We start from the raw sequence: 23854 nt of genomic DNA on the forward strand, positions 1-23854 counted from the left end.
CGGTTATTTGGCCGTTCCAGTTAGCGGCACGTACGTTGAATCACCGTTGGAAACGAATAGTAGCGATACGATCCTATACGGGCACCGTCTATAGTAACTATAGAATTTCTCACTCACAGATTATTGCTGAACATAGTGGATAATCTCGACGAGGCACTGTCTCGTTCTGCACCTCCTCAATCGGCGTCTTTCCACCGAGAGCTTGGTGCGGTCTCTAACGGTTCTAGTAGTGCATAACCTGTTCAAGCCACTTGCGGACACTTGACCGCCTGCCCACCCACGAGTTAGGGAAGCGTCCGATCCGCATTTTGATGGTGTGAAACCACTTTTCGGTCAGGTTTCGCTCGGTATAGTTGACCTGACCGCTCAGTTCGACTCGAGAGAGTACAGTCCAATAGCCGAATTGTCGACGAGAAACGTAGCCTCTGAAAGATCGTATTTCTCCTCGAGTTGATGCAGAAACGTAGCCGCCGGATCGGTGCCATGCCGATCAAACAGCGCGACATCGAGAATCATCTTCGTCTCGATGTCTGTTGCAGCGTATAATCAAGACTAGATAGTGCCCGGGTACAAACTATATCAGACTTCTAATCAACCTCGCCCACGTAGTATCTTCGTACTCGTTAAGTAATTGCTCAAGTTGCCTCCGCTCATTCGACTCCTGTTCAGGAGCGGTTTCACTAGATGACTGTTCGTCTGAAGCACCGTTAGAGGCGTCAGTTGAGCGATCGTCTGAAGTATTCTCAGCGGTGCCGGTCGAAGTTCTAGTAATCGAGTACTGACTAAGCAGATGTTCGACGATCTGTAGTGTCCAGTTGATTCGTGTGTCTACTGAAGTGTCATACCGGGTCACTTCAACGATGAATCCCGGTTTCTGTAGGTCGTGGTCGGTTTTGTGGATCAACAATGGGCGGTCACCAGTAATTAGATTCCCTCGTTTGAAGCGGTGGTAATCTGGCTGGGAGTCGCCGAGGTGATTGGTATTCATGTATTCCACAGTCCTCGTCGCATTTTGGCGTGCACCACTTGCTGTAGTCGGATAGATTGCTTGCCCAACGCCAGACGGTCCAACGTCCTCTTGGTAGATTCCCTTTGAGCTGTGCAAATTGAACACGAGGTCGGCGTCATGGCTGGTAACGACATCCCAGATAGCGCGCGCGAGTGGTGTGGTTGGCGTTTCACCAGGTGGGAACTTTCGATTGAGATTCCCATTGTCATTCGAGAGGGTTCCCGATTCAATTGCGGTGGGATTTGATTCGGGGATAAGAACGAGTTTACCCTCGTCTATCGACCACTCTCGCATCTTCTGTGCCGCCCGATATCCTGCTGCTTCATCACCGTGAATTCCACCGACAACAACGGCTGTTGAACCTCCCACTCCTGAGTCGATGACAACGACCTCCGTTTCATCAGCAGTTCCTTCCCGAATCTTGTACCATTCCTCTGTGCTCGCCTGTGCGACTTCGACAGCTGTAGATCCGACAGCAGTCGTACCGAGAGCAGCGGTTCCAACCTGGAGAAACCGCCGCCGGTTTGTATACGTCCTCATCTTCGTAGGGCCGGATTCCTTCATGATACATCTTTTGAGGAATATAAACTGTTACTTCGTTATAGATTACCTGTCAAGAAGAGCCAGAAAGAACCGGAATCTTACAATGTAGAAGGCGTCTTCATAATCACGTAGACAGAGGCTAGATATGAGCGTGTCACAGAAAGCGTCACGTATGAGGTTGCGGGACGTGGGAATTGTGTCCAGCACAACCCAAGCCCTGACGCGATCGCCGTCCGTTCACGCTCCCAACAGTCATCAAATTCCACCGCGTAGCTTTCGCTGAGCAGGTCAGCGAGCATTGATCCAACCTCGTTCTACGACCCGCTCGTTTCTCAAACTGGCCGACTAGACGCTGCCATTCTACCGGAGCCATCTGTGTATAATGAATCCACCCCGATCGCGACTCGGTTGGCGCGACTCCTCGATTGATCGGATTACGACCCCCTTCCCTACGCAGGAACGGAGAAGAGGGCCGAACGACTTCGTCTTGACCGTCGCACCGAGATCCGTGCGAATCATCGAGTGATGGTCTTAATGATCGCGAATTGTTCCGTATCGCGGAATCCAAGATAGCGGCTAATAACCCGGAATCGATGCATACTATAGTGTTGCGGCTCGAACCGGTATCGGTCTCAGCAGTGGTTGGCCGATCGAGAACGGACGAGCAATATATTTACAGTGGTGTCTCTGTAAATCTACGATAAGAGCGAGAATGGTGATCTATTGTGCTATATTTCATATGTTCGCAATCGCGGAACGGAATCTGCACGAATCTTTCACGGAAGCGGGTTGCCGTATCTGTCTATCACGGATTGAGGTGATGGCTTAAACCCGTTCCGTAAAACGGAACCACAAGGATTCGCTGAGCCGTCATCGTAATGGGGCTCGCTGGAGACACCGACCGAGTCGGCGCCGCTTCCTAACGGTGGGACACTTTCACTCGCGTAGCCGCCGGTCGAACTCGTGGTTCGGCCCCGCCACCGTCACCATTTGTTCGCTACGCGATATCGACGCCTGCTATCGATCACAGCCGCTCTCGGAAAACAGTGTTCGCCTCGGAGCGATGGGATGGTCGAGGTACCGTCTGAGTCGATAACTACATGACATACCGTGCTAATCGTATACACGTGCCACTATCAGATGTTTCTGTCATCGACTGCGGACAGGTGATCGCAGGACCGCTGTGTGCAACCTTTCTCGCCGATCTAGGCGCGGACGTCGTCAAAATCGAACCGCCGAACGGCGAGATGTATCGCAGCTACAGGCGGACCCTCAACGGCGAGCCGTACAACCCGGGGTTCGAGCTGTTCAACCGGAACAAGCGGGCGCTTTCGCTCGATCTGAAGTCCGACGAGGGCGGTGAAATCGTCCACGACCTCGTCGAGGAGACCGATGTCTTCGTCCAAAACTGGCCGCCGGGCGTTGCCGAGCGCCTCGACGTCGATTACGAGACGCTGCGCGATATCAACGAGGACCTCATCTACGTCCACGTCACGGGATACGGACAGTCCGGACCGATGGCGGACTTGCCCGGAATGGACGCGATGACCCAGCACGTATCGGGCTTCACGAGCCTGCTCGGCTACGACGACGACCGCCCGCCGATCCGGTCGCAGTCGTCGCTCGCCGACTACTTCGCGGCGTACAGCGCGACGATCAGTGTGCTCGGAGCGCTCATCGACCGCGACTCGACGGGCGGACAGAAAGTGGAAATTTCGCTGCTCGAGGCGCTCGCGCATAACCTCGACGCAGCCTACGAGTTCTACAACAACCTCGGCGAGGAGTTGGAACGGGGCGGACGGAACCTTTACTATCAGCCGGACATGCTCTACGGGGCGGCCGAAGCGGCCGACGGCTACGTCTCCGTTGCGTTGCTGTTGTACTCCGACCGGATCTGGCGAGCGTACTGCGAACTCCTCGACCGGCCGGACCTGCTCGAAGCGGAGCGCTATCGGACCGTCGAGGGTCGGGTCGAAGACGTCGAGCACCTCCGATCGAAGTTCGAGGACTGGCTCGGGGAGCAATCGGTCGAAGACGCGGTCGATACGCTCAACGAGATGGGAATTCCCGCCGCTCCGTACCAGACGATCGCCGAAGCGGCGGAGATGGAACACATGGAACATCTTGGAGTCTTCGAGGAGATCGACCACCCGCGGTACGAGGAACTGACGCTGACGTCGACGCCGCTCTCGCTCTCCGAGTCCGACGTCTCCCTCCGCAGCCGGGCGCCGTTTCTCGGCGAGCACAACCGCGACGTGCTCCGCGAGCGGGGCTACGACGAGGACGAGATTGAGCGACTAGTCGAACGCGGCATCCTCGTCGAGACCGAGTGACGAGGCGATCGCCGTTCCCCGCGAAGTTCGGTCGCGTCGATTCGAGCCGACTTCCTCCGAGATCACTCCCTCGGACCGACGGTTACTGACTGCCCTCGCTCGGCCCCGCGGCACCGGCCTCGATCATTCGCTCGATCTGTTCGTCGGAGTAGCCGAGCTCCTCGAGGACCGCGCGCGTGTGTTCGCCCTGGTCCGGCGGGCGTTCGCCGAGATCGGGGCGCCCGTCGGTCGTCGAGAACGGCGGGTTTGCAGTTTTGACCGGCGTGTCCGTGTAGAGGTTGTGCGAGTCAGTGAGCATGTTCCGCGCCTCGAGGTGGGGGTCCTCGGTGACCTCGTCGACGTGCTGGAGCGGTCCGGCCGGAACTCCAGCGGAGGCCAGTTGCTCGCAGAGATCCTTCCGATCGCAGTCGCTGAACTCGTCGTTCAGTATCTCACGGAGATCGGCCCGGTTTTCCCATCGCTGCTCGTTCGTATGGAACCGATCGTCGGTGATCAGGTCCTCCCGATCGATGGTCTCGCACAACCGCTCGAAGAAGTGATCGTTAACCACGCTGAGATAGAAGGGGTCGTCGTCCGCCGCGTGGAATACTTCGTTCGGCGCCAATCCGGCGAATCCCGTCCCGGACCGCTCCGCGATCTCGCCGCTACCGGTGTAGTGTGCGATCCAGTATCCCATCCAGGCGGTCGCGACTTCGAACAGGTTCACGTCGATGTACTCGCCGGCGCCTGTCTGTTCGCGCTCGAGAAGCGCCGACGCGAGGAGGAACGCAGCGGTCGTGCCGGTCCCCCAGTCGATCACGCTCGCGCCGATCCGGACCGGCGGACGGTCCTCGTACCCGATGGTGGACATCAGCCCGCTCATGGCCTGAATGATCGGATCGTACGCCGGCCATTCGGTGTACGGGCCTTCCTGTCCGAACCCGGTAAGCGAGAGGTAGACGACGTCCTCGTTGGTCTCCGAGACCGAATCGTAGTCGAGTCCGAACTTCTCGACGACGCCCGGTCGGAAGCTCTCGACGACGACGTCGGCCTGGTCGGCGAGCTCTCTCGCCGCCGCCTGCCCCTCGTCCGTCTTCATGTCGAGACAGACGCTCCGCTTCCCGGCAAGGTTGACGGACGCGAACATCGCCCCGCCGAGTAGGCCGCGGAACGTATCGCCCTCCGGTGGTTCTACTTTAACGACGTTAGCCCCGAGCATCGCGAGGAACTGCGTCGAGACGGGGCCAGCGATCGATTGGGTCAGGTCTAGGACGTCGATCTCTTCGAACGGCTGCATGTAACTATCCCATCGAGTGGGGAGCCCAAAACAGTTTTCCCGAGTTCGCTCCGTTTCGGTCGGGTCGGTGGGTGTGACTCGCCTATCGGCATGTCTCCGTTCCGGCTCGGCTGTGCCCTCCGAACGGCCGTGCTCCGAGGGGGGGTCCGCGTGACGCATCCGCGTCAGCGGTGATTCCGGTTCGGTCGACGGACCGATCGGCCGTGGTCGACGACGTCGTCAGTCCTCGTAGAACCCCGTACCGACGTCCTCGCCGGTCCGGCCCTCCGAAACGAGTTCGCGGAGGTACGGCGCTGGCTCGTACCTGTCCGCGCCGTACTGCTCGTGTAGGGACTCGAGTTTCTCGAGAATCACGTCGAGCCCGGTCTCGTCGGCGTACGTACACGGTCCCTCGGGGAACCCCGTCCCGAGTCGCATCCCGGTGTCGACCGCGTCGGCGGTCGCGACGCCGTCACCGATGAGGCGCGCGGCCTCGTTGACGATCATCGCGTCGACGCGCAGCGTGTCGAAGTCCTCGCCGTCCTCGTAGTCGGGGCCGTCGCTGTTCTCGTACTCGTAGTGACCTTTCCCGGTCTTCCGGCCGAGTTCGTTGTTTTCCACTTTCTCCTCCATCAGGGGTGGGACCTCGACGTCGCCCGCTCGTCGAACGTGATATGAGACATCGATACCGGTCAGGTCGACGAGTTCGAACGGCCCCATCGGGTACCCGCGCTGGTGGACCATGGCCGCGTCGGCCTCGCGGACGGTCGCCTCGCCCCGTGACACCATCCAGTGAGGTTCGTCGATGAACGGGCCGAGAACATTGTTGACGACGAACCGGTGGACGTCTTTTCGCACGTAGATCGGCGTCTTGCCGATGTCTTCAACGAACTCGTACGCTCGTTCGGCCGTCTCGTCACTCGTCTCCTCACCGTAGATGACTTCGACGAGGTCCATCTTCACCGGCGGGTTGAAGAAGTGAAGACCGACGACGTCGGCCGGGCGATCCGTCGCACCGGCGATCTCCGTGATCGAAAGCGACGAGGTATTCGACGCGAGAATCGCCCCCTCAGGCGCATACTGATCGACCGCAGAGAAGACCTCCCGTTTCAGATCCATCTGCTCGGGAACGGCCTCGATGACGACGTCGGCGTCCGTGACGCTCTCCTCGAGGTCGACTGCCGTGTCTATCCGAGCCGTGATTTCGTCGACGGATCCCTCAAGCGCGTCGCTCTCGGCGAGTTTCTCGAGCGACCACTCGATGCTCCGATACCCCTCCTCGACGATCTCCTCCTCGATGTCCCGCATCGTGACGTCGTAGCCGGCCAAGGCGACGACTTCCGTGATTCCGTGGCCCATACTCCCCGAACCGAGCACCGTGACGTGTTGGATATCCTCACGCAGCATTGGTAGATACCCTCACGCCACAGTACTTAATGACACCGAACTGGATGGCAGTTACCCCACAGATCGGCTCCGGTTGCTTCGGGCGCTCCCGATGATCGGCGGATCGCACCAAAAGAGGTAATTGGCCGCCCGACAAACGCCAGTTTCATGGTAACTGTTGACACTGGTCTCGTCAAACTGGACCGTTCGGCGGACCACCTCGAGATACGGTTGAACCGACCGGACAGTCTCAACGCATTGGTGCCCGAGATGATCGACGGACTTCACGACGTGTTCACCCAGATATCTGACGAAGCCGGCCTCGGAGTCCTGATCACGGGATCGGGACGCGTGACGTCCGCGGGGATGGACACCGAAATCGTCGCGGGCGACTACCACGAGGAGTATCCGGAGCTCGACGCCACCTTGCAGGACGTGTATCGATTGATCGAGACCCATCCTGGCCCGGTCGCGATCGCCGGTAAGGGTGCGCTGGTTGGCGCGGCAGCGATCGTCTCGCTCTCCTGCGAGTTCGTCGTCCTCAGCGACGACGCGACGTTCGTCATTCCTGAGGTGAAATACGGGATCGCCTCGTGCCGCGCCGCCGACCAGTTACTCGACCTCGTTGGTCGGAAGCCGGCGGCCGAGCTGCTGTTGACCGGCGAGGAGATCGACGCCCGACGGGTGCGGTCGCTCGAGCTCGCGACCGACGTCGTCCCCGCCGATTCGGTCGAAGGCCGCGCTCGAGAGCTGCTCGCGACCGTCGGTGAAAACGACGACGAGACCGTCACACAGCTGATCGAACTATTGAATCGGCGGGGGGACGAGGCATGAGCGACGTCCCGCCGCCGGACGAAACGTTCGAGGTGACCCGGGACGGCTGGCCCGACGATCTCCCGCGGACGCTGTCGTTTCCCGCCGGCCGACGGCCGATCCACGAGTACGTTCGCGTCCACGCCCAGGACCGTCCCGAGGAACCGGCCGTGACGTTCTACGGTCGGACGCTCTCGTGGCGCGAGGTGGATTCCCTTGCCGGAGCGTTCGCAGAATCGATGCGCACACGCGGCTACGGCCGGGGAGACGTCTGCGGGATCTTCCTCCAGAACTCGCCGCAGTTTCTCGTCGCCTACTACGGCGCTCAGCGGGCCGGGATGACCGTCACACCGATCAATCCGCAGTTCAAGTCGCCCGCGGTCGCCAGACAGCTCGACGACAGCGGCACCGACGTGCTGGTGACCCACACCGATTCGCTCGGCATCGCACGTGAGTCGAGCTCTGAGGCGGATGTCTCCGATATCGTCGCGACGGCGTACGGCGAATTCACCGGGAACACCGCCGCGTCGCTCCTACCGTCGGTCGTCGCCAACGAGTCGTCGGTCGACGCGGCGGTCAGCGACGAAACGCCCCTCCGGGAATTGCTCGAGGAAGCGCACTCGGTCGACTTGCCCGATATCGCGCTCGACGAGACGGCCCTGCTCCAGTACACGGGCGGCACGACCGGGCTGCCGAAGGGGTGTGTCCACACCCACTGGAATCTGCTGTTCAAAGCGACGACGACCGCGCAGGTCCGCGGGTACGGGTCGCCGGACGTACTTCTCGGGACGATGCCGCTGTTCCACGTCGCGGGGAAACAACGGTACTGCGACGCCCTGGCAGTGACGGGCTGTCACGTAGTCCTCCTCGCCCGGTACGATCCCGAAGCAGTGATGGCGGCGATCGACGAACGCGAGGTCACCTCAACGTGGCTCGCGGTGCCGTCGATACAGGAGATCGTCGACCATCCCGATGTCGAGCGGTACGACCTCACCTCGCTGTCGGAGCGACGCGAGTTCACCAACTGTTCGAGCTTCGGGACGACGCTGACGCGGGAGCTGAGCGACGCGTGGGAGGGGCTGACCGGTGCCTACGTCCAGGAGTCGGGCTACGGCCTCACGGAAACGCATACGACGGACACGCACACGTGCGGCGACTCCCGGATCGAACCCGGGTTCGTCGGCCAGCCGTGTTACGGGGTCGAGATCGAAATCCGTGACTTCGAGACGAACGAACCGCTCCCGGCCGGTGAACCGGGGGAGATCGTCCTCCGATCGCCCTCGACGATGGACGGCTACCTGAATCGAGCGGACGCGACGGACGACGTCCTCGAATCGGACGGCTTCCTCCACACCGGCGACGTCGGGCGACTGACCGACGGCGGATACCTATACTTTCTCGGGCGGCGGAAAGACACGCTCAAGGTGTCCGGCCACACCGTCTCGCCCCGCGAGGTCGAGGTCGTGCTCGCGGAACACGACGCCGTCGACGACGTCATCGTCGTCGGCGCGCCCCACGAGCGACGCGGCTCGGTGCTCGAGGCCCACGTCATCCCGACCAACGAGACGATAACGGAGACGCGACTCGAGGAAGCGATCCTCGAGTTCGCCAAGCGGAACCTCGCGGAGTATAAGGTTCCGAAGCGGGTCGTTCGTCGCGACTCGTTCCCCCGGACCGATGTCGGGAAGATCGACCGCGTCGCTTATCGAAAGAAGCTTCCGGACGGCTATCAGTAGCCGTCCTCACCGCATCAGTTCTCCGCCGGTAACCGTGCGCGTCTCGACGGTGACGAACCGCGCATCGCGGAGATACGCGACCGCGTTCGCGACGTCGTAGCCGTCTCGAGCGTACTTGCAACCGATGTCTCGACCGATGCCTCTGGACCAACCGGTGACGAGTGCTGCGGGTATCACTCCGATATCGGCCGCCTCGATAGTAACCCTTCCGCCGCGGGGACCGTCCGGTTCCCGCGTGGATCGCACCGCGTCGACCGTTCGTGTTCGCCGGGTCGCGATACCGGGTGGACGCTCCCCGTCGGCTACGGCTCTGTCGGGACGAAAACGGGGACGCCGATTCCGCCCTCGTCGGTCGGGACGAACCGGGCCTCCACCGGTATGCCAACTTCGACGTCCTCGGGGCGACAGCCGACGACGTTCGTGACCATTCGGGGGCCCTCCTTGAGTTCCACGTACGCGAAGACGACCGGCAGATCGTCCTCCGGCCAGTAGCCGAGGTGTCGCTGGACCGCAAACGAGTACACTGTGCCGGCACCCGACGCCTCTCGCCACTCCGCGTCGGCGAAGCAGTCCGGACAGAGGGCGCTCGGGTAGTGGTAGACGAGCCCACAATCGGGACACTCGCGCACGAGCAACCGTCCGTCTGCGGCGGCCGACCAGAACGGCTCGGTCTCGGGGGTCACCGATGGTACCGGCCGCGGCTCCCAGGCGTCCATCATCGGTCTTCCCTCCCGAGGACCGCGGTGATCGAGCCGTGTCTCGTTCCGAGGCTGCCGCCGGTCCCGTGTGCGAGGGCGATGTCAGCGTCGATCTGGACCTCCTCGTTGGCCTCGCCGCGAAGCTGTCGTACCGCTTCGATTACCTTCGTCATTCCGCCTCTGTTTCCGGGGTGGTTCGAACAGAGCCCGCCGCCGTCCGTATTGAAGGGAAGTTCACCGTCCGGCGCCTGTAAGGTGCCCCCCTCAACGAACTTCCCGCCCTCGCCCTTCTCGCAGAAGCCCAAGTCCTCGAGGGTCTGGAGGACGGTGATCGTGAAGGAGTCGTAGATCGATGCGTAATCGACGTGCTCCGGGCCGATCCCCGCCTCCTCGAACGCGCGCGGTCCCGACTCCCGAGCGGCGGTGTGGGTCAGGTCGATGCGGCCGCCATCGAAGTGGCCGATCGACTCGCCGTGGCCAAGGATCTTGACGCACTCTCGCTCGAGGTCGCTGCGAACGTCCTCAGAGACGACGATTAGCGCCCCGCCCCCGTCGGTGACGACACAGCAGTCGAGCAGGTGCAGCGGGTCCGCCACCGGTCGCGAGTTGATCACGTTCTCGACCGTCACCGGCTCTCGAAAGAGCGCGTGTTCATTGTACTGCGCGTGCCGGGACGCCGCGACCCGGATCTCGGCGAGTTGCTCCCGCGTCGTTCCGTACTCGTGCATGTGACGCCGGGCGGCAACAGCGTACTTCGAGAGGGTCGTTGCGCCGTAGGTCACCTCGAACCCGTCCTGATAGGTGTTGAACTCGGCGCCGCCGTCGTTCGAGCCCGTCCGCGGCCGCCCGGCGAGGGTGATGAGTGCGACGTCGCACCGATCCCTGCGGATCGCATCCATCGCGTGTCCGACGTGGCCGACGTAAGAGGAGCCGCCCCAGTCAGTCGTCTCCGCGTAACTCACGTCGAGTCCCAGGTAGTCGGCCATGATCAGCGGCGTGAGCCCGCGGTCGTACCACGGCATTCCGGCGGTAAAGTAGCCGTCAACGTCGTCCTTCTCGAGGCCGGCGTCGTCGATCGCGCCGCGAGCGACCTCGGCATGTAACTGCATCGTCGACTTGTCGGGCGCCTCTCTCGTCGGGTGTTCGTACGCACCCGCTATGTACACTGATTCCGAATCGGCCATGCGCCGAACCACTCGGCGCTGGTACGCAAATATTGTTATGAGACATCACGTGACGCACCGTTATGATACCCGGTCGACGTCGTGAAACGTCGGTCGAATACCGAGACGACTCGACGCGACGTCTCCGATGAAAAACGGCTACGTCGATCGGACTCGGTTTCGAAAACCGTCCGCCCTCAAAGCGCGCCCTGATCCTCGAAGAACGACTGCGCACCCGGGTGCATATCGACATCGGGAATGTCCGCCGCCGGTTCGGCGAGCGCTTCGACGTCTTCCCAGTCTTCAGCGAGAGCGTGGTATTCGGTTACTTCGTCAAGGTTGTCGACAATCAACTCGAGGAGGTCGTGGACGACGTCTTCGTCCATGTCAGCCTTGACGAACGTGTTGTAGACGGTGAAGGTCCAGTACTCCTCATCGCGGTCGCCGTAGTTCGGTCCCGGGGCGTCCTCCGCGCTGATGTAGCCGCCCGTCAGCGGGCGCTCGTCGCCTTCGATCGATTCGATGACCTCGTCCGGCCAAGTGAGCAGCCACGCGTCGTCGTTGATCGAGTACTGCTCCTCGACGTAGCTCGGCGTCAGCGACGCATTGATCCGGATGTCGCTCACCACGTCGGCCGTCCCCTCGCTGAGCGCGGAGCCCTCCTCGCCGTAGCTGAGCGCGAGCTCGTCATAGTCGCCGAGGCTGATCGCATGTTCGAGCTGCGCTTCCATCTGGGTCCGCATCGCCGTCCCCACCGGGTTCGGATTCACTGCCAGTCCGGGGAGGTCAGTCACCGACTCGGCGGTATCTCGGTCGCGGGCAGTGAGACCGCCCTGGATGTCGTAGTACCAGAACACCGATTGGATCTCGTTCTCGAGCGGGTTCTCCTCGTACTCGCCGACCTCGTTGACGATCTCCCAGGCGTTGAGGGAGTCAGTGTACGCGATATCGGCGGTGCCGTTGTCCAGTAGCCGCATGCTCTGTAACGCGCCGTCCGACGGTCGCGCGTCGACGTTGAAATCGCCGTGTTCGTCGGCGACGGCAGCGATCCCCTGTGAGAGCTGATAGGCGGCTGTATCCTCCGTTGAGGTCCGCATCTGGATCGTGTCGCTACCGCCGCCCCCCAGTTCGTCGAGCGAATCTAGACAGCCCGCCAGTCCGAACGTACTGGCAGCTCCGATCGCTGTCAGTGCCTTCCGGCGGGTTGAATTTCGGTAACCCATACCACAGTAAAGAGAATTATCATACATAGCTGTATCGGTGAACGGTTCCGTTACGGCGCGATCGCGCGCTATGGTGCGGCCCGCGGCCCGCTTGCGCTATGGTGCGGCCCGCGGCCCGCTTGCGGAACGATCTCAGATGAGTAATAAATACACTCGAGTGGGCCGGCGATCGCTCAGCGCGGCCGGCACGACGGGCTGACACGACGGATCCGTCCGTCAGTCCTGTCGTGCTCCCGAATCGATGTTGATGTCCTGTGCGGTGATGTTCCGCGCATGCTCGCTCGCCAGGAACGCCACGAGCGCGCCGATATCGCAGGGATCGACGATGCTGTCGAGGGGCAGTCTGTCCGTGATCCGCTGTCGCTTGGCCTCCTCGAACGAGACGCCGCGTTTCTCCGCCTGCTTCTCGATCATTCGCTCGATACGTTCGCCCTCGACCGCGCCCGGACAGATCGTGTTCACGGTGATGTCGTGTTCTCCCCACTCGTAGGCGAGATCGCGTGCGAATCCTATCATCCCCGCTTTCGACGCCGAGTACGGCGACCGGGTCGGATATGGGTCCTTCGCGGCGGTCGATGAGATGTTGACGAGACTCGCCCGGTCGCTTTCCTTGAGGTACGGCAGCGCGTGCTTGCAGACGAGAAACGCGCCGGTCAGGTTGACGCGCAGCGTGTGCTCCCACTCCTCGAGGGGCAACTCCTCGACGGTCTTGTGTGGACCACCGATGCCGGCGTTGTTGACCACGCAGTCGATCCCGCCGAACTCCTCCGCCGTTCGCTCGAGCGAGCGGTCGATCGAATCGGCCTCCGTGACGTCGGTCTCCACGGCGAGCGCTCGGGCGTCGCCGATCTCCGCCGCAGTGTCGTAGATGCTGTCGCTCCGCGCCGCAACGCCGACCGATGCGCCGCGCTCCGCGAGTTCGATCGCGATTCGGCGACCGATTCCCTGACTGGCGCCGGTGACGTACGCGGTCCATCCGTCTAACATATGCCATTCGATCACAATGATCGCTAAATGTGTTCCGGTCTCTCATCGTCGCGGCGAGGAGAACGAGGACGCTGGTACGTGCGGAACCGAAATCGCCTCGAGGGGAACGCGTATCGAACCGGACCGCGAGGAGAGGGGGGCAACCGCGTCAGCGAGACGTCCTGACAGTCTCGAGGGTTGGGGCGCTCCCGTTCACGACGACGATCAGCCACACGACCAGCACGGCGCTGAGACTGAGCGTGACCATCGTGTTCGGCAGGAAGCAAATTCCCAGTCCGAGGGCCATGTACGCCCCTCGCGCGGGATAGCCTAGATTCGCCCGGAAGTCATAGCCGACCAACGAGATGACTACCGAGATGATCCCGACCGATGCGGTCACGAACATGAGGGCGGTCATCATGCCGTCCCAGTAGATCAGCGACTCGTTGAACACGAAGATCCACGGGATCAGGAACGCGAACAGTCCGAGTCGTATGGTCTCCTTGCAGACGTCCCAGAAGGTCGCACCCGCGATACCGCACGCCACGGCACAGGACAGCGCGACGGGCGGCGTGATCGTCGAGAGCAGCGCGTAGTAGAACACGAACATGTGGGCGGTGATGTCCCCGAGACCGAGACGCACGAGGCCAGGGGCAGTCAGCACGGCCACGACGACGTACGCGGCCGGCGTCGGCATCCCGAGGCCGAACAGGACGCTCGCGAGCATCGCGAGTGCGAGCACTGCGAGGAACACGCCGCCCGCCAGCGAGATCATCCGAAGCGAGAAACTCAACGCGAAGCCGGTCTGTGTGATGATCCGAATGACGATGCCGAGCGAGGCGAGCACGGCCGTCAGCGGAGCCATATTCACGACGCCGATCTTGCAGCCTTCGATGGTCCGTCGGCCCCAGATTCGGATCGTCTCCGTCGACGATCCATCGAGGATGAAGTCGCGAAGCAACGCGGCCGGAACGACGGTGAGGATCGCGTACATCCCTGCGCTCATCGGATCCCACCGGAGGACGACGAGCGTGTAGATCAACACGACGAGCGGTAACGTGTACGGGGTGGTGCTGATCAGCGTCTCCACGACGCCGACCTTCTCTTCCTCCGAAACGTCGCGGATATCGTCCCCTCGTAGCAGCCATCCGTGCCGGTTCGCCGAGAGGTGAACGGTAAACGCCATCCCTATGTAGAACAGTAGCGCCGGAATGATCGCCGCCTGAATGATGTCGACGAAGGAGACGCCGATGATGTCTGCCATCAGAAACGCGGCCGAGCCCATGACCGGCGGCAGGATCTGGCCGCCGGTACTCGCGATGGACTCGATCGACGCCGCGTACTTATCGCTGATCTTGTTGTTCTGCATCAGCGGAATGGTGAACGAGCCGGTCGTCGCGACGTTGGCGGCCGAACTCCCGGTGATCGACCCCATCAGCATGCTCGCGATGACTGCGGTCTGCGGAATGCCGGAACTGACGCGACTGCCGACGGATTTCCCGATCTTGATCACGTACTCCATACCCCCGTAGGACTCGACGATGCCGGCGAAGAAGATGAAGATCACCACCCACGTCGCACCGACGCCGAGCAGGAACCCGTAGACGCCGTTCAGCGCCACCGAATTGCTGTAGACGATCGTCTCGAGGGAGAAGCCGCCGTGGTTGAGAATTCCGGGAAAGAGCGGACCCGCGTAGCCGTAGAAAATTGCGAAGACGGTGACGAGACCAAGCAGTTTTCCGTACGCTTTCCACGTCGCGTGGATGGTGATCAGAATGAGTATCGCGCCAACGAGTAGGTCAGTGTTCGTGTAGAGCAACTGCTCCCGTGCCTCTCTGAGCCATCGCCAGTAATTGACGTGTACGTACGCTGTCGTAACAGCGATCGTAACAAGCAATCCGGCGGAAACGGCGTTGTTCAAGTGTCCGCGTACGCCCTCCCGGGAGAAGTCCAGATCGGCAAGGTAAAAGGCCGATAGCAGCAACCCCAAATGGATGTTTGAGTGCTGTGATCGCGGCATCCGGCCACTGTAGGCGTAGTACAGGTGCCAGAGGACGGTTACGATGCCCAGCGTATATAGGAGGATGCGAACACCCCGTTCGAGAGAGAGATCGGATCGTGACCGAGGGAGAATTTCGGGAAGATCATCTATGCTATCCAGAGTGTCTTCATCACCATCTGTCGGCGCCGCTCCTGTTCCAGCCATACTCTTTCCGATTTGCTACGGCCTAATAATACTTGTGCGAATCAGTACCGCACGGGATTCAGTCACCTGCACACATACGGATCATGATGGACTCGGGGGAACGTTCCCACGATCAGCGTTCTCGGGGAAAGAACAGGTCGGTAGCTGCGTGTCACAGTCTCCGAAGCGGGACTGTCGCGTTCCGCTCGGTGCAAAACTGCACGGGCATAATGTATTTCACGTTCTGGGGTCATCTACGTGGTATGTCAGACGATGCAGTATCAGCGAACTTTGAAGACGGAGTCGCGACGATCACACTCAATCGACCCGAACGAATGAACGCGCTGTCGGATGGCATCAAACGTGGAATCGAGAGCGCACTGGACGCCGTCAACGAGCGAGACGATGTTCGATGCATCGTGTTCGAAGGATCCGGAAACGCGTTTTGCGCCGGTGGCGACGTCAGCGGGATGGAAGACCGAGACGAGTCCGAACGGGGGCCTCGAGACCGCGTCCGCGACCTCATCGAATCTTGCGAGCAGATCCCGATCCGGATCTACAACTGCGACGTTCCAACGGTCGCCAAGATCGACGGCTACTGCCTCGGTGCCGGCGTCGGTTTCGCTCTCGCCTGTGATATCCAGCTGGCGAGCGACGAGGCGGCGTTTGGACTCGTGTTCAGAAACGTCGGCCTGTCGATGGACTTCGCGACATCGTTTCTCGTTCCCCGGGAAGTCGGCTGGAACGTCGCGAAGGAACTGGCCCTCACAGGAAAAATCGTCTCTGCCGAACGGGCCCACGAGCTGGGCCTGATAAATCACGTGTACGGAACGGACGATTTCGAGTCGGACGCGGCCGAATTGATTGATGAGATCGCGACTGGTCCGACGATCTCGCTCGGATTCTCCGCGCGGAACATTGATCGATCGTACGGCGGGACGATACGAGAAGCGGTCGAACGCGAAGCAGAAGCGCAGAACGTCGCCTACGGGACCGCTGATCACGACGAAGGCGTCGCCGCATTTCGAGCGGACCGCGAACCAGGCTTCAGCGGTCGCTGAACCATCGCTCAGCCCGCTCGCAGTCGATTCGGCCGATTTTGACCCAAAACTGGATTGATCCCCAACCATTCCACACCGACGAGGAAGCCGCGAAGGAATCGATGTACTCACTCTCATTCAACACGTTCTCGGTCTCGTATACGTCGGGATTGAGGAGTCGCCCGTCGATAACGACGTGTGTGACGTGGAGTCCAACGGGGCCATCCTTGAACCGAGAGGGGCGAAAGAGTCTAAGCCCGTTCGCTTCGAACTGACGAATTGCCTCCTCCCACCAGTCCGGGAGCGCAGAGGCATCGTCGTCCTCGTACGGATCCTCGGACTAGTGACCTGGCGGCCGTAATCGCAGCGACTCGACACCGAGCTCGTCCGGGCCAGAGTCGCGTTCCATACCAACTGGTTACGGCTGCAGCGCAAAATAACCGACGCCGCGTCCACAAGCCTCGACGATTGCCGAATGCCGTGAACGACGCCACCTCACCGTTCAGAGGTCCTGCCGCTCGACTAATTATCAAGTCGCGTCTCACCCTTACTACTAAATACGCTATCATAGCATAGACTCGTCAACGAATGGCACAGACTCAAGGCAAATCCGAGTTGGTTCGCTCTCTGGACGACCTAACGATCGTCGACACGGATTCGCACGTAACCGAGACGCTAGATGACCTCGTTCCGTATGTCGAACACCGGAACCCGGGCGTCGTTCGGGAACACGCGTTCACGTTCCCCGTCGAGTCGATGTAGCACCTAATCTCGATGATTGACCAGGGCGTCTCCGAACGGTTACCGGAGCTGGATTTTGTTCTTCAGAAGTGTGTCGTTGAGTGATTCCCGTGGATGAGGTGGCACTTCGACGACCACTAAATCATGCGGGTTCGATATTAAAAGCTTCAAGGTCCGTTTTCGCTGTCCAGGGGCGCCGGTGATAGCGTATGGGGTCGCGCCAGAATAAAGAAAATATTACTGGTATCAGTCGTTATACCTTGACCTGTGGTGCCACACAACGTGAGGTGGTTCCCCAAAGCACCGACAGGACCGATTGATAGATCCCTGGTGACTATCCAGCCAGTCGCACCTGAAGCTCTTGGACACAGCCGAGGCATCCACCGTTCCTGCAGAAATATCTGCCTTCTCTCCGCTTCTTTCACTTCTCGATGTCGACCGGTGGGTATCGAGCAGCCCGGCTCTCCAATGAGATCACCGCCGCTGTGAGGTTCGGAGAGGCCACGGTCGGCGGACTTCAGACCGCCGCTATCGAATCAGATGATGCGGGCATATGAGACGATAGAGGAGCGCCGTGCCATCACTCGAGTTCCTCGCCGTTCACGATACGGCGGGCCCAGTCTACGAGGGCCACCGTCCGCTCTTCCATCCGTGGATACGTCTCGTTGTCCGCGTTCCCCTCGAGGTACCGCCGGTAGAACATCTCGCTGAGCGCACCGATCTTGTAGATTGCCAGTGCGCGATAGAACCGTTCGTTCCGGAACGTGTAGCCGGTCTGGGACTCGTAGTACTCGACGAGCTCGTCGCGCGATGGATAACCCTCTGCCAGCTGGAACTCCCTGCCCCCCGGAGAGCCGAAGATATCGGTCTCCGTTTTCGTTTCGGGCCAGAACATGAGGAGCCAGCCGAGATCCGTGAATGGATCGCCGAGCGTCGATAGCTCCCAGTCGAGAACGGCAGCGATCTCCGGTGGCGTCTCGCGGGCGAACATGACGTTGTCGAGTTTGTAATCCCCGTGAACGAGCGTGTGGGGGTACTCCTCGGGAACGTTCGCCTGGAGCCACGACGTCACCTCGTCGATGTGGGGCACCGGCCGATCGTCTTCGGTCACCTCGAAGGCCCACTCGTACTGCGATTCCCACCGATCGATCTGCCGTTGGGTGAAGCCGGCGGGCGATCCGAACTCGCCGAGTCCGGTGGCTTCGTAGTCGACGTTGTGGATCTCGGTGAGCATGTCGATCAGTTGGCGTCCGATCGCCTCGCGGTGTCGTGGTTCGGCGAACCGCGTCGGCTCTTCGTCCCTGATAACGACGCCGTTCTCGCGTTCCATCAGGTAACACTCGGAACCGATGACGTCCTCGTCTTCGACGGCCAGCACCGTCGTCGGCACCCGGACGGACGTCTCCTGTAGCGCTTCCATCACCGTGTATTCCCTGAGGACATCGTGTGCCGTGTCGGCGGTCTCTCCCGGCGGCGGCCGTCGGAGCACGAGGTCGCGATCGCCCCACGTGACGAACAGCGTTTCGTTGGACTGTCCATCGAGGTGGCGCTCTACCTCGAACTCGTCCACCGGACCGAGCGCGGACTCGAGGTAAGTCCGCAGCCGGTCCCGATCGACAAGTCGGTCGAAGAACTCGTCGTGGCCGTCGCTCATCGCCTGCCGCCACCTCTTTCGAGGGTGCCGGGAACTCGGTTACCCATGTCACGACGTGCGATCCGGAGCGTCAAATAACTCACGGATCGCTTATATATCCGATCGTTCGGATCCCTGGCCGTTCGGAGGATTCACAGTGGTATATGATATCACCAAATTCATGGGGAACCACGACTCCGAGACGGTCACCGAGGTCGGACGGGTCGAATCGTTCATGGACGAGGCCGTCATCCCGCGAGAGCGGAAAGCGCTTGCCTCGGATGACGTGATTCCGATGTCCGATATCGAGGCGACGTGGGAGCTAGCGAAGGATCGTACTCTCTTCGCCCCACAGATGCCCGAGTGAGCGGGATTGCCGCCTATCGAGGGCGTTCCCGAACACTTGCGGCTCACGCTTCGCGAGGTGCGCGGGCCCCCTCTCTGACATCTTGCGCGAGCGGCGGACGTGGGTCACCGGTTCGATGCTGTTCTCCATCGGCGGCGTCAACCGCACGCTATTCGGCCTCTGGGGAATTTCAGACGTCGTGCAACCTGCACGACGTCTCCGTGACGGTCGTCTCGACGTTCACATACCGACCTTGGTCAGCGGGACAGCGAACAATGTCTGTTCGCTACAACGGAACTCGGCCTAAACGGATTGTTCTTGAAAAATATGATGAAATATACTATACTACGTTATATATTGATGGATTATTAATCGGGGGCGGGTGTGCGGATCGGCCGGCAACCTGCTTTCCAACAGTATGTTTGTAAAATACAACTGCCTGGACGTGTACGGGTAGCGGTAACGCGGATCCTGAAATTCTGTATTAAGGAACGATAGTTTCGAGCGAGAGGTATTCGTGTACCGACCGTATGAGTGGTTCAACGCGAATGACCGATGGGAAACACCGGAACATACCGTTCGGTAATTCGAAATCGGTGCAGTTCGTCGAATCGAAATCACGCCGGGCGGAGCCGCGATCTGAAGCTCTCCCGGACGTTGTCCGAAAGGGAAGCGTTACGAGCGCCGGGAAACTCTTGGTGTGTGATGGGGCACGAACCAGCCTCCATAGCCCGGGCCTTCGAGCGTCCGATTCGGTGAGTTTGGTCGTCTGGACCACCTCGTGACCAGCGCCGGCGGACCCACGCCGATGCGCCCGCTCGAGCCGGACGATGACGAGTGGTACGGGGCGTTCGATCTGCTGACGATGAGCGTCGTTCGGCTCGTCGGCGAAGCGGCGGACCTCCGTGCCGACGGCGGCGATTTCGTCGTCGCCATCACTTCGATAGCGACCAAGCGATCCGACGGCGGGAACGTGCTCTCGAACTCGGTGCAGACGAGCGTCAGCGGCTTCGGGAAAGCGCTGCCGAAGGACCTCGGTCCGGCGGTTCGCGCGAACGCTACCGGGAGTCCACGAGACGCCCCACCTGCAGGAGGTATTCGAGGTACCGATCGAGTATGGCGAATACGGCTCCTACGAGGAGAAGGCGGCCAGAGTAGAATCGATTCCAGTCGACCGGATCGGCGATCCCGATCGACGGCGGCGAGAGCGATTCGGTCTTTCAGCTATCCGATCACTCCGACGGCAGTCTCGCGACGGTTTCGCCGCTCAAGACGACATCCCCGTCGTCCGTTTTCGCTTCGAGGTCGGCAGTGACGATTACGTCCGCGTCACCGTCGGCCACGTCAGTGATCTCGCCGGTCACCGTGATCGTATCGCCCGGAAACACCCGTTCCTGAAACCGGACGGTGAACCGCTCGATCCGGTCGAGTCCGAACCAATCGGTGAGCATATGCGAGGTGAACCCCGCCGTGAGCATTCCCTGTGCGAAGACGCTCTCGTTGCCGGCGTCGCGAGCGTAGGGCTCGTCGTAGTGGATCGGATTGAAGTCACCGCTCGCACCGGCGTACCGGACGAAGTCCCCCTGTTCCAGATCCTCGACCACGACTTCCGGGCCCGTGTCGCCGACCGAGACGTCGCCGGCGGTGAGCCGTGGTTCGGAGGCGTCAGTCATCGCCATCACCCGGTTCCGCCGCGTGCTCGATCCGCGTCAACCGTTCCGCGAGAACGAGCTCGCTGTCGGCGCCCCGGTACTCGGTCTCGAGGACAGCGAAGGTCATCGTCCCGCCCCGGGAGCCGGTCCGCTGGTAGACGTCCGCGAGCGTCGTTTCACCGGAGAGAACGTCCCGGTGTAGACCGGTCGCTCGTAGACGTACTCCTGTTCGCCGTGGACGACTCGAGACTGGTCGAACCCGAGGTCGAATCCGTGATCGAGGCCGACGCCGTCGGACGGTTTCGCGGGAAATAGGCCGTCCGGGTGAACGTCAGCGGAGCCGGAACCGTCTCGTAGCCCTGTTTGCGAGCGGCCTCCTCGTCTCGGAACGCCGGATTGTCGTCCTCGATCGCTCGCGCGAATTCTTCGACCTTTCCGGGTTCGACGACGAGGTCCTCGACCGTCGTCACCGTCCACCCGACTTGCTCCTCGAGCGCGTCGAGTAATTTCGACGGCACGGCTCAGAACGCGTCCTCGGACTTGTCGAGGGACAGTCCTTGTCCGATCTCGTCGGTGAACCGCTCGGCGATGTCCTCGGGGGTCCAACCGCCGTTCTGATAGCCGAGACGGACGACCTCCGGGTCCGAAACGAAGCCGACCGCGTCGCTGGCCGTCCGGAATGTCCTCGATCATCCGCGTATACGCTGTCGGAACGAGGGCGTTCACTCGAACATTGTACCGGCCGAGCTCCTTCGCCGCGGCCCTCGTGAGACCGAGCACGCCCGCCTTCGCCGCCGAGTAGTTGGACTGGCCGACGTTCCCGAGCGCCGAGCGGCTCGAGACGGAGAGAAACGACCGGCCGTCCTCGAGATGTCCGATTCGCGCGCGACTTCCCGCCATTTCGGAGTAAGGCGAAGTGGCCTCGCAGATGGACATCGATCACGCTGTCCCACTCCTCGTCGGTCATCCGATACAGAATCAAGTCGTTGAGGATCCCGGCAAAGTTGACGGCGCCGTCGACCCGGCCGTACTCGTCGACGGTGTCGGCGACCAGTCGCTCGGTGTACTCGGTCGAACTGATGTCACCGAAGTGGTCCATTCTGTCCCCGCCGGCCTCTTCGACCGCGTCGACGGCTCCTCGGCCGGTTCCGTGCTTTCGCCTTCCCGTGAACATCGGATCCGAGACCGTTGACGACGACGGTCGCACCAGCAGCGCCGAGTTCGATCGCTGTATACTCTCCGAACCCGTGGCCGCCACCGGCCACGATGATCACCTTGTCAGATAACATCAGTACAATACTCCCCGTAATATCCAATAAATCCCCCAGAAAACGGGTATTACCGGCTGGTTCCGTATCGTAGGATCCGGAGGAAACGGCGCCCAGCCGCTCGAGGGTGGCGGCATCCGCCGAAACCCGCAACTCGGTCCACGGAGTCCGGTAGGACAGCCGTTCGTCGGACGCGGTCTTCCGGACGGAAGATTGGTACGATCATCCGATATCGGGTGAGGACACCGGGACCTGCGTTGCCGTTCGAGCGGTGCTGTTCAGATAAGGTCTGAAAAGAGAGGCGGTCAGAATTCTAGGTGTCCATGCCCGAATCCAGCCGCCTCAACGGCTCTAGTAGCGGCGTTCAATTAGATTTTGTGGAGCGAGAGGCGACACCGCGTGAGCTGATGCGATTGAGTATCCAGCTCCATTTATCGGAGTTATCAATTTCGAATACTGTTTCTGTCTTAGAGAGATTAGGTATCAAACGGGCGAGATCGACGATCCATAATTGGGTACAGAAAGCCAATCTACAGCCGACAACGGGAAGTCAGCCGGATCACGTTGCGCTCGACGAAACTGTGATTCAACTTGACGATCAGCGCTACTGGCTGTATGCTGCTGTCGATCCCGAAACGAACAAATTTCTCCACGTCAAGTTTTATCCAACGCGTACAACCGCACTTACTGAGATGTTTCTGAGTGAGCTGAGAGAGAAACACGATGTCCAAGACGCCGTGTTTCTCGTCGATTCAGCTCCGTGGCTTAAAGCTGCACTCCATCACCTTGGGCTCCGATTTCGATACGAAAAACATGGAAATCGGAATGCCGTCGAACGTCTATTCAAAGAGATAAAACGACGTACTACCCAGTTCGGAAACTGCTTCAGAAACGCCGATCCAGCAACCGCTGAAACATGGTTGCAGAGCTACGCATACTGCTGGAATCAGCTAATCTGAACAATGCCGTTCGAGCATACGGAATATTTATCAATTAAGATGGGGTATCGCTTGCCATGTCAACGTACACCGACCCAGGGACGGTGAAGGCGACAGGGACGGCGTTCGAGATCATCGAAACGTTGGCCCGTGAGGATGGTGGTCGAGTCACCAAAATCGCGGCTAAACTCGGCCTCGCGAAGAGCACCGTTCATCGGCATCTTGCCACGCTTGAGGAGCTTGAGTACGTCGTTAAGGAGGAGGGCGAGTACCGAATCAGTTTTCGGTTCCTGAAGTTAGGGGAACAGACGAGAAAGCAAACCGATACCTACGAGATGGCGAGACAGAAGGTCGGCAAGATCGCCGAGCAGACCGACGAGCGAGCGCAGTTCGTCGTCGAGGAACACGGGAAAGCCGTATACGTGTTCGGGGAAGCAGGCGAGCACGCCGTCCAGACTAACTCCGAGATCGGCAAGTATCGGCCACTTCAGTCGATGGCCGCAGGGAAGGCAATCCTTGCCCACCTCCCCGAAGCACGCGTCGGGGAAATCGTCCGCCGCCACGGACTGCCAGCGCTGACCGAGAACACGATCACCGACGAGGACGAGCTCTATGCGGGGCTCGAGGAGATCCGAGAACGCGGGTACAGCATCAACGATCAGGAAACGATCCCCGGTCTCCGAGCGGTCGGCGTCCCGATCGAGTGTCCGGACGGCGGCGTCTTCGGCGCGCTCAGCGTTTCGGGCCCCACCCACCGAGTGCAGGGAGAGCGCCTCGAGGAGACGATCCCAAACATCCTCCTCGGCACGGCGAACGAACTCGAACTGGACATGAAGTACTCGTAATCCCGCGTCTCGACGCGCCGACGCGGTGAATCGCCTTGGAGATCGTCCCCGAGGAACTCAGCCTGTCCCACCCGTAAACCT

Annotated in this window: 20 protein-coding genes and 5 pseudogenes; 9 read left to right on the top strand and 16 right to left on the bottom strand. The window is 60.9% G+C overall.

Annotated elements, in window-relative coordinates:
• Window positions 1–214: 214 nt before the first annotated feature.
• The 3 genes and pseudogenes from PGX04_RS08720 to PGX04_RS08730 all read right to left on the bottom strand — a co-directional run.
• Window positions 215–546: pseudogene (locus tag PGX04_RS08720) on the bottom strand (transposase domain-containing protein); the annotation flags it as partial.
• A 28-nt stretch (window positions 547–574) separates the two neighbouring features.
• On the bottom strand, window positions 575–1573 hold the full coding sequence (locus tag PGX04_RS08725) for a succinylglutamate desuccinylase/aspartoacylase family protein (protein ID WP_273738144.1): 999 nt from the start codon (window positions 1571–1573) through the stop codon (window positions 575–577).
• A 206-nt stretch (window positions 1574–1779) separates the two neighbouring features.
• A pseudogene (locus PGX04_RS08730) lies at window positions 1780–1851 on the bottom strand (IS6 family transposase); the annotation flags it as partial.
• Window positions 1852–2679: 828 nt separating this feature from the next.
• Here PGX04_RS08730 and PGX04_RS08735 point away from each other — a divergent pair.
• Complete coding sequence (locus PGX04_RS08735; protein WP_273738145.1) at window positions 2680–3885, top strand: CaiB/BaiF CoA transferase family protein; 1206 nt, start codon at window positions 2680–2682, stop codon at window positions 3883–3885.
• 82 nt (window positions 3886–3967) lie between these two features.
• Here PGX04_RS08735 and PGX04_RS08740 read toward each other — a convergent pair whose 3' ends face one another.
• Window positions 3968–5161, bottom strand: a complete 1194-nt coding sequence (locus tag PGX04_RS08740) for a CaiB/BaiF CoA transferase family protein (RefSeq protein ID WP_273738146.1) — start codon at window positions 5159–5161, stop codon at window positions 3968–3970.
• A 225-nt stretch (window positions 5162–5386) separates the two neighbouring features.
• Window positions 5387–6547 (bottom strand): annotated as a pseudogene (locus tag PGX04_RS08745) (3-hydroxyacyl-CoA dehydrogenase); the annotation flags it as partial.
• Between the two features lie 147 nt (window positions 6548–6694).
• Here PGX04_RS08745 and PGX04_RS08750 point away from each other — a divergent pair.
• Window positions 6695–7360, top strand: coding sequence for an enoyl-CoA hydratase/isomerase family protein (locus tag PGX04_RS08750; protein ID WP_273738147.1), 666 nt, complete (start codon window positions 6695–6697; stop codon window positions 7358–7360).
• Window positions 7357–9075: an AMP-binding protein gene (locus PGX04_RS08755; RefSeq protein WP_273738148.1), complete on the top strand. Its 1719-nt coding sequence runs from the start codon at window positions 7357–7359 to the stop codon at window positions 9073–9075. Before PGX04_RS08750 ends, PGX04_RS08755 begins: the two co-directional genes overlap by 4 nt.
• A gap of 6 nt (window positions 9076–9081) precedes the next feature.
• On the opposite strand, the gene PGX04_RS08760 is transcribed toward PGX04_RS08755, so the two are convergent.
• The 6 genes from PGX04_RS08760 to PGX04_RS08785 all read right to left on the bottom strand — a co-directional run bounded on the left by PGX04_RS08760 (window position 9082) and on the right by PGX04_RS08785 (window position 15331).
• The gene (locus tag PGX04_RS08760) at window positions 9082–9252 is read right to left on the bottom strand and encodes a hypothetical protein (RefSeq protein ID WP_273738149.1); all 171 of its coding nucleotides are present in this window, start codon (window positions 9250–9252) and stop codon (window positions 9082–9084) included.
• A gap of 125 nt (window positions 9253–9377) precedes the next feature.
• The gene (locus PGX04_RS08765; protein ID WP_273738150.1) at window positions 9378–9794 is read right to left on the bottom strand and encodes a Zn-ribbon domain-containing OB-fold protein; all 417 of its coding nucleotides are present in this window, start codon (window positions 9792–9794) and stop codon (window positions 9378–9380) included.
• The gene (locus PGX04_RS08770; protein WP_273738151.1) at window positions 9791–10957 is read right to left on the bottom strand and encodes a thiolase domain-containing protein; all 1167 of its coding nucleotides are present in this window, start codon (window positions 10955–10957) and stop codon (window positions 9791–9793) included. The genes PGX04_RS08765 and PGX04_RS08770 overlap by 4 nt, the downstream gene beginning before the upstream one ends.
• Before the next feature lie 176 nt (window positions 10958–11133).
• Window positions 11134–12159, bottom strand: a complete 1026-nt coding sequence (locus PGX04_RS08775; protein WP_273738152.1) for a TAXI family TRAP transporter solute-binding subunit — start codon at window positions 12157–12159, stop codon at window positions 11134–11136.
• A 216-nt stretch (window positions 12160–12375) separates the two neighbouring features.
• Window positions 12376–13146, bottom strand: a complete 771-nt coding sequence (locus PGX04_RS08780; protein WP_273738153.1) for an SDR family NAD(P)-dependent oxidoreductase — start codon at window positions 13144–13146, stop codon at window positions 12376–12378.
• A 148-nt stretch (window positions 13147–13294) separates the two neighbouring features.
• Window positions 13295–15331 (bottom strand): TRAP transporter permease, encoded by a 2037-nt coding sequence (locus PGX04_RS08785; RefSeq protein WP_273738154.1) that lies wholly within the window; start codon window positions 15329–15331, stop codon window positions 13295–13297.
• A 242-nt stretch (window positions 15332–15573) separates the two neighbouring features.
• On the opposite strand from PGX04_RS08785, the gene PGX04_RS08790 reads away from it, so the two are divergent.
• Window positions 15574–16371: an enoyl-CoA hydratase/isomerase family protein gene (locus tag PGX04_RS08790; RefSeq protein ID WP_273738155.1), complete on the top strand. Its 798-nt coding sequence runs from the start codon at window positions 15574–15576 to the stop codon at window positions 16369–16371.
• A gap of 567 nt (window positions 16372–16938) precedes the next feature.
• The gene (locus PGX04_RS08795) at window positions 16939–17112 is read left to right on the top strand and encodes a hypothetical protein (protein ID WP_273738156.1); all 174 of its coding nucleotides are present in this window, start codon (window positions 16939–16941) and stop codon (window positions 17110–17112) included.
• 559 nt (window positions 17113–17671) lie between these two features.
• On the opposite strand, the gene PGX04_RS08800 is transcribed toward PGX04_RS08795, so the two are convergent.
• On the bottom strand, window positions 17672–18745 hold the full coding sequence (locus PGX04_RS08800; protein ID WP_273738157.1) for a phosphotransferase family protein: 1074 nt from the start codon (window positions 18743–18745) through the stop codon (window positions 17672–17674).
• A 136-nt stretch (window positions 18746–18881) separates the two neighbouring features.
• Between PGX04_RS08800 and PGX04_RS08805 the strand changes: the two genes are divergently transcribed.
• Together PGX04_RS08805 and PGX04_RS34560 are read left to right on the top strand one after the other, a co-directional pair.
• Window positions 18882–19091 (top strand): hypothetical protein, encoded by a 210-nt coding sequence (locus PGX04_RS08805; protein ID WP_417582480.1) that lies wholly within the window; start codon window positions 18882–18884, stop codon window positions 19089–19091.
• Window positions 19092–19839: 748 nt separating this feature from the next.
• Complete coding sequence (locus PGX04_RS34560) at window positions 19840–20385, top strand: Rossmann-fold NAD(P)-binding domain-containing protein (protein ID WP_377042440.1); 546 nt, start codon at window positions 19840–19842, stop codon at window positions 20383–20385.
• Here the strand turns inward: PGX04_RS34560 and PGX04_RS34100 are convergent.
• From PGX04_RS34100 to PGX04_RS34570, 4 genes and pseudogenes are all read right to left on the bottom strand, one after another.
• Complete coding sequence (locus tag PGX04_RS34100; protein WP_337959454.1) at window positions 20303–20743, bottom strand: MaoC family dehydratase; 441 nt, start codon at window positions 20741–20743, stop codon at window positions 20303–20305. The two genes, PGX04_RS34560 and PGX04_RS34100, sit on opposite strands and share 83 nt — an antisense overlap.
• A 155-nt stretch (window positions 20744–20898) precedes the next feature.
• Window positions 20899–21240, bottom strand: coding sequence for an FAS1-like dehydratase domain-containing protein (locus tag PGX04_RS34105; protein ID WP_337959455.1), 342 nt, complete (start codon window positions 21238–21240; stop codon window positions 20899–20901).
• 214 nt (window positions 21241–21454) lie between these two features.
• A pseudogene (locus PGX04_RS34565) lies at window positions 21455–21658 on the bottom strand (SDR family oxidoreductase); the annotation flags it as partial.
• A 13-nt stretch (window positions 21659–21671) separates the two neighbouring features.
• Window positions 21672–21896 (bottom strand): annotated as a pseudogene (locus tag PGX04_RS34570) (KR domain-containing protein); the annotation flags it as partial.
• A 417-nt stretch (window positions 21897–22313) separates the two neighbouring features.
• On the opposite strand from PGX04_RS34570, the gene PGX04_RS08820 reads away from it, so the two are divergent.
• Window positions 22314–22949 carry an IS6 family transposase gene (locus PGX04_RS08820; protein WP_273738159.1) on the top strand — a complete coding sequence of 212 codons (636 nt, stop codon included), beginning with the start codon at window positions 22314–22316 and terminating at the stop codon, window positions 22947–22949.
• A 56-nt stretch (window positions 22950–23005) separates the two neighbouring features.
• Window positions 23006–23773, top strand: coding sequence for an IclR family transcriptional regulator (locus PGX04_RS08825; protein WP_273738160.1), 768 nt, complete (start codon window positions 23006–23008; stop codon window positions 23771–23773).
• Window positions 23774–23854 lie beyond the last annotated feature (81 nt).

Source organism: Natrinema soli (assembly GCF_028618695.1).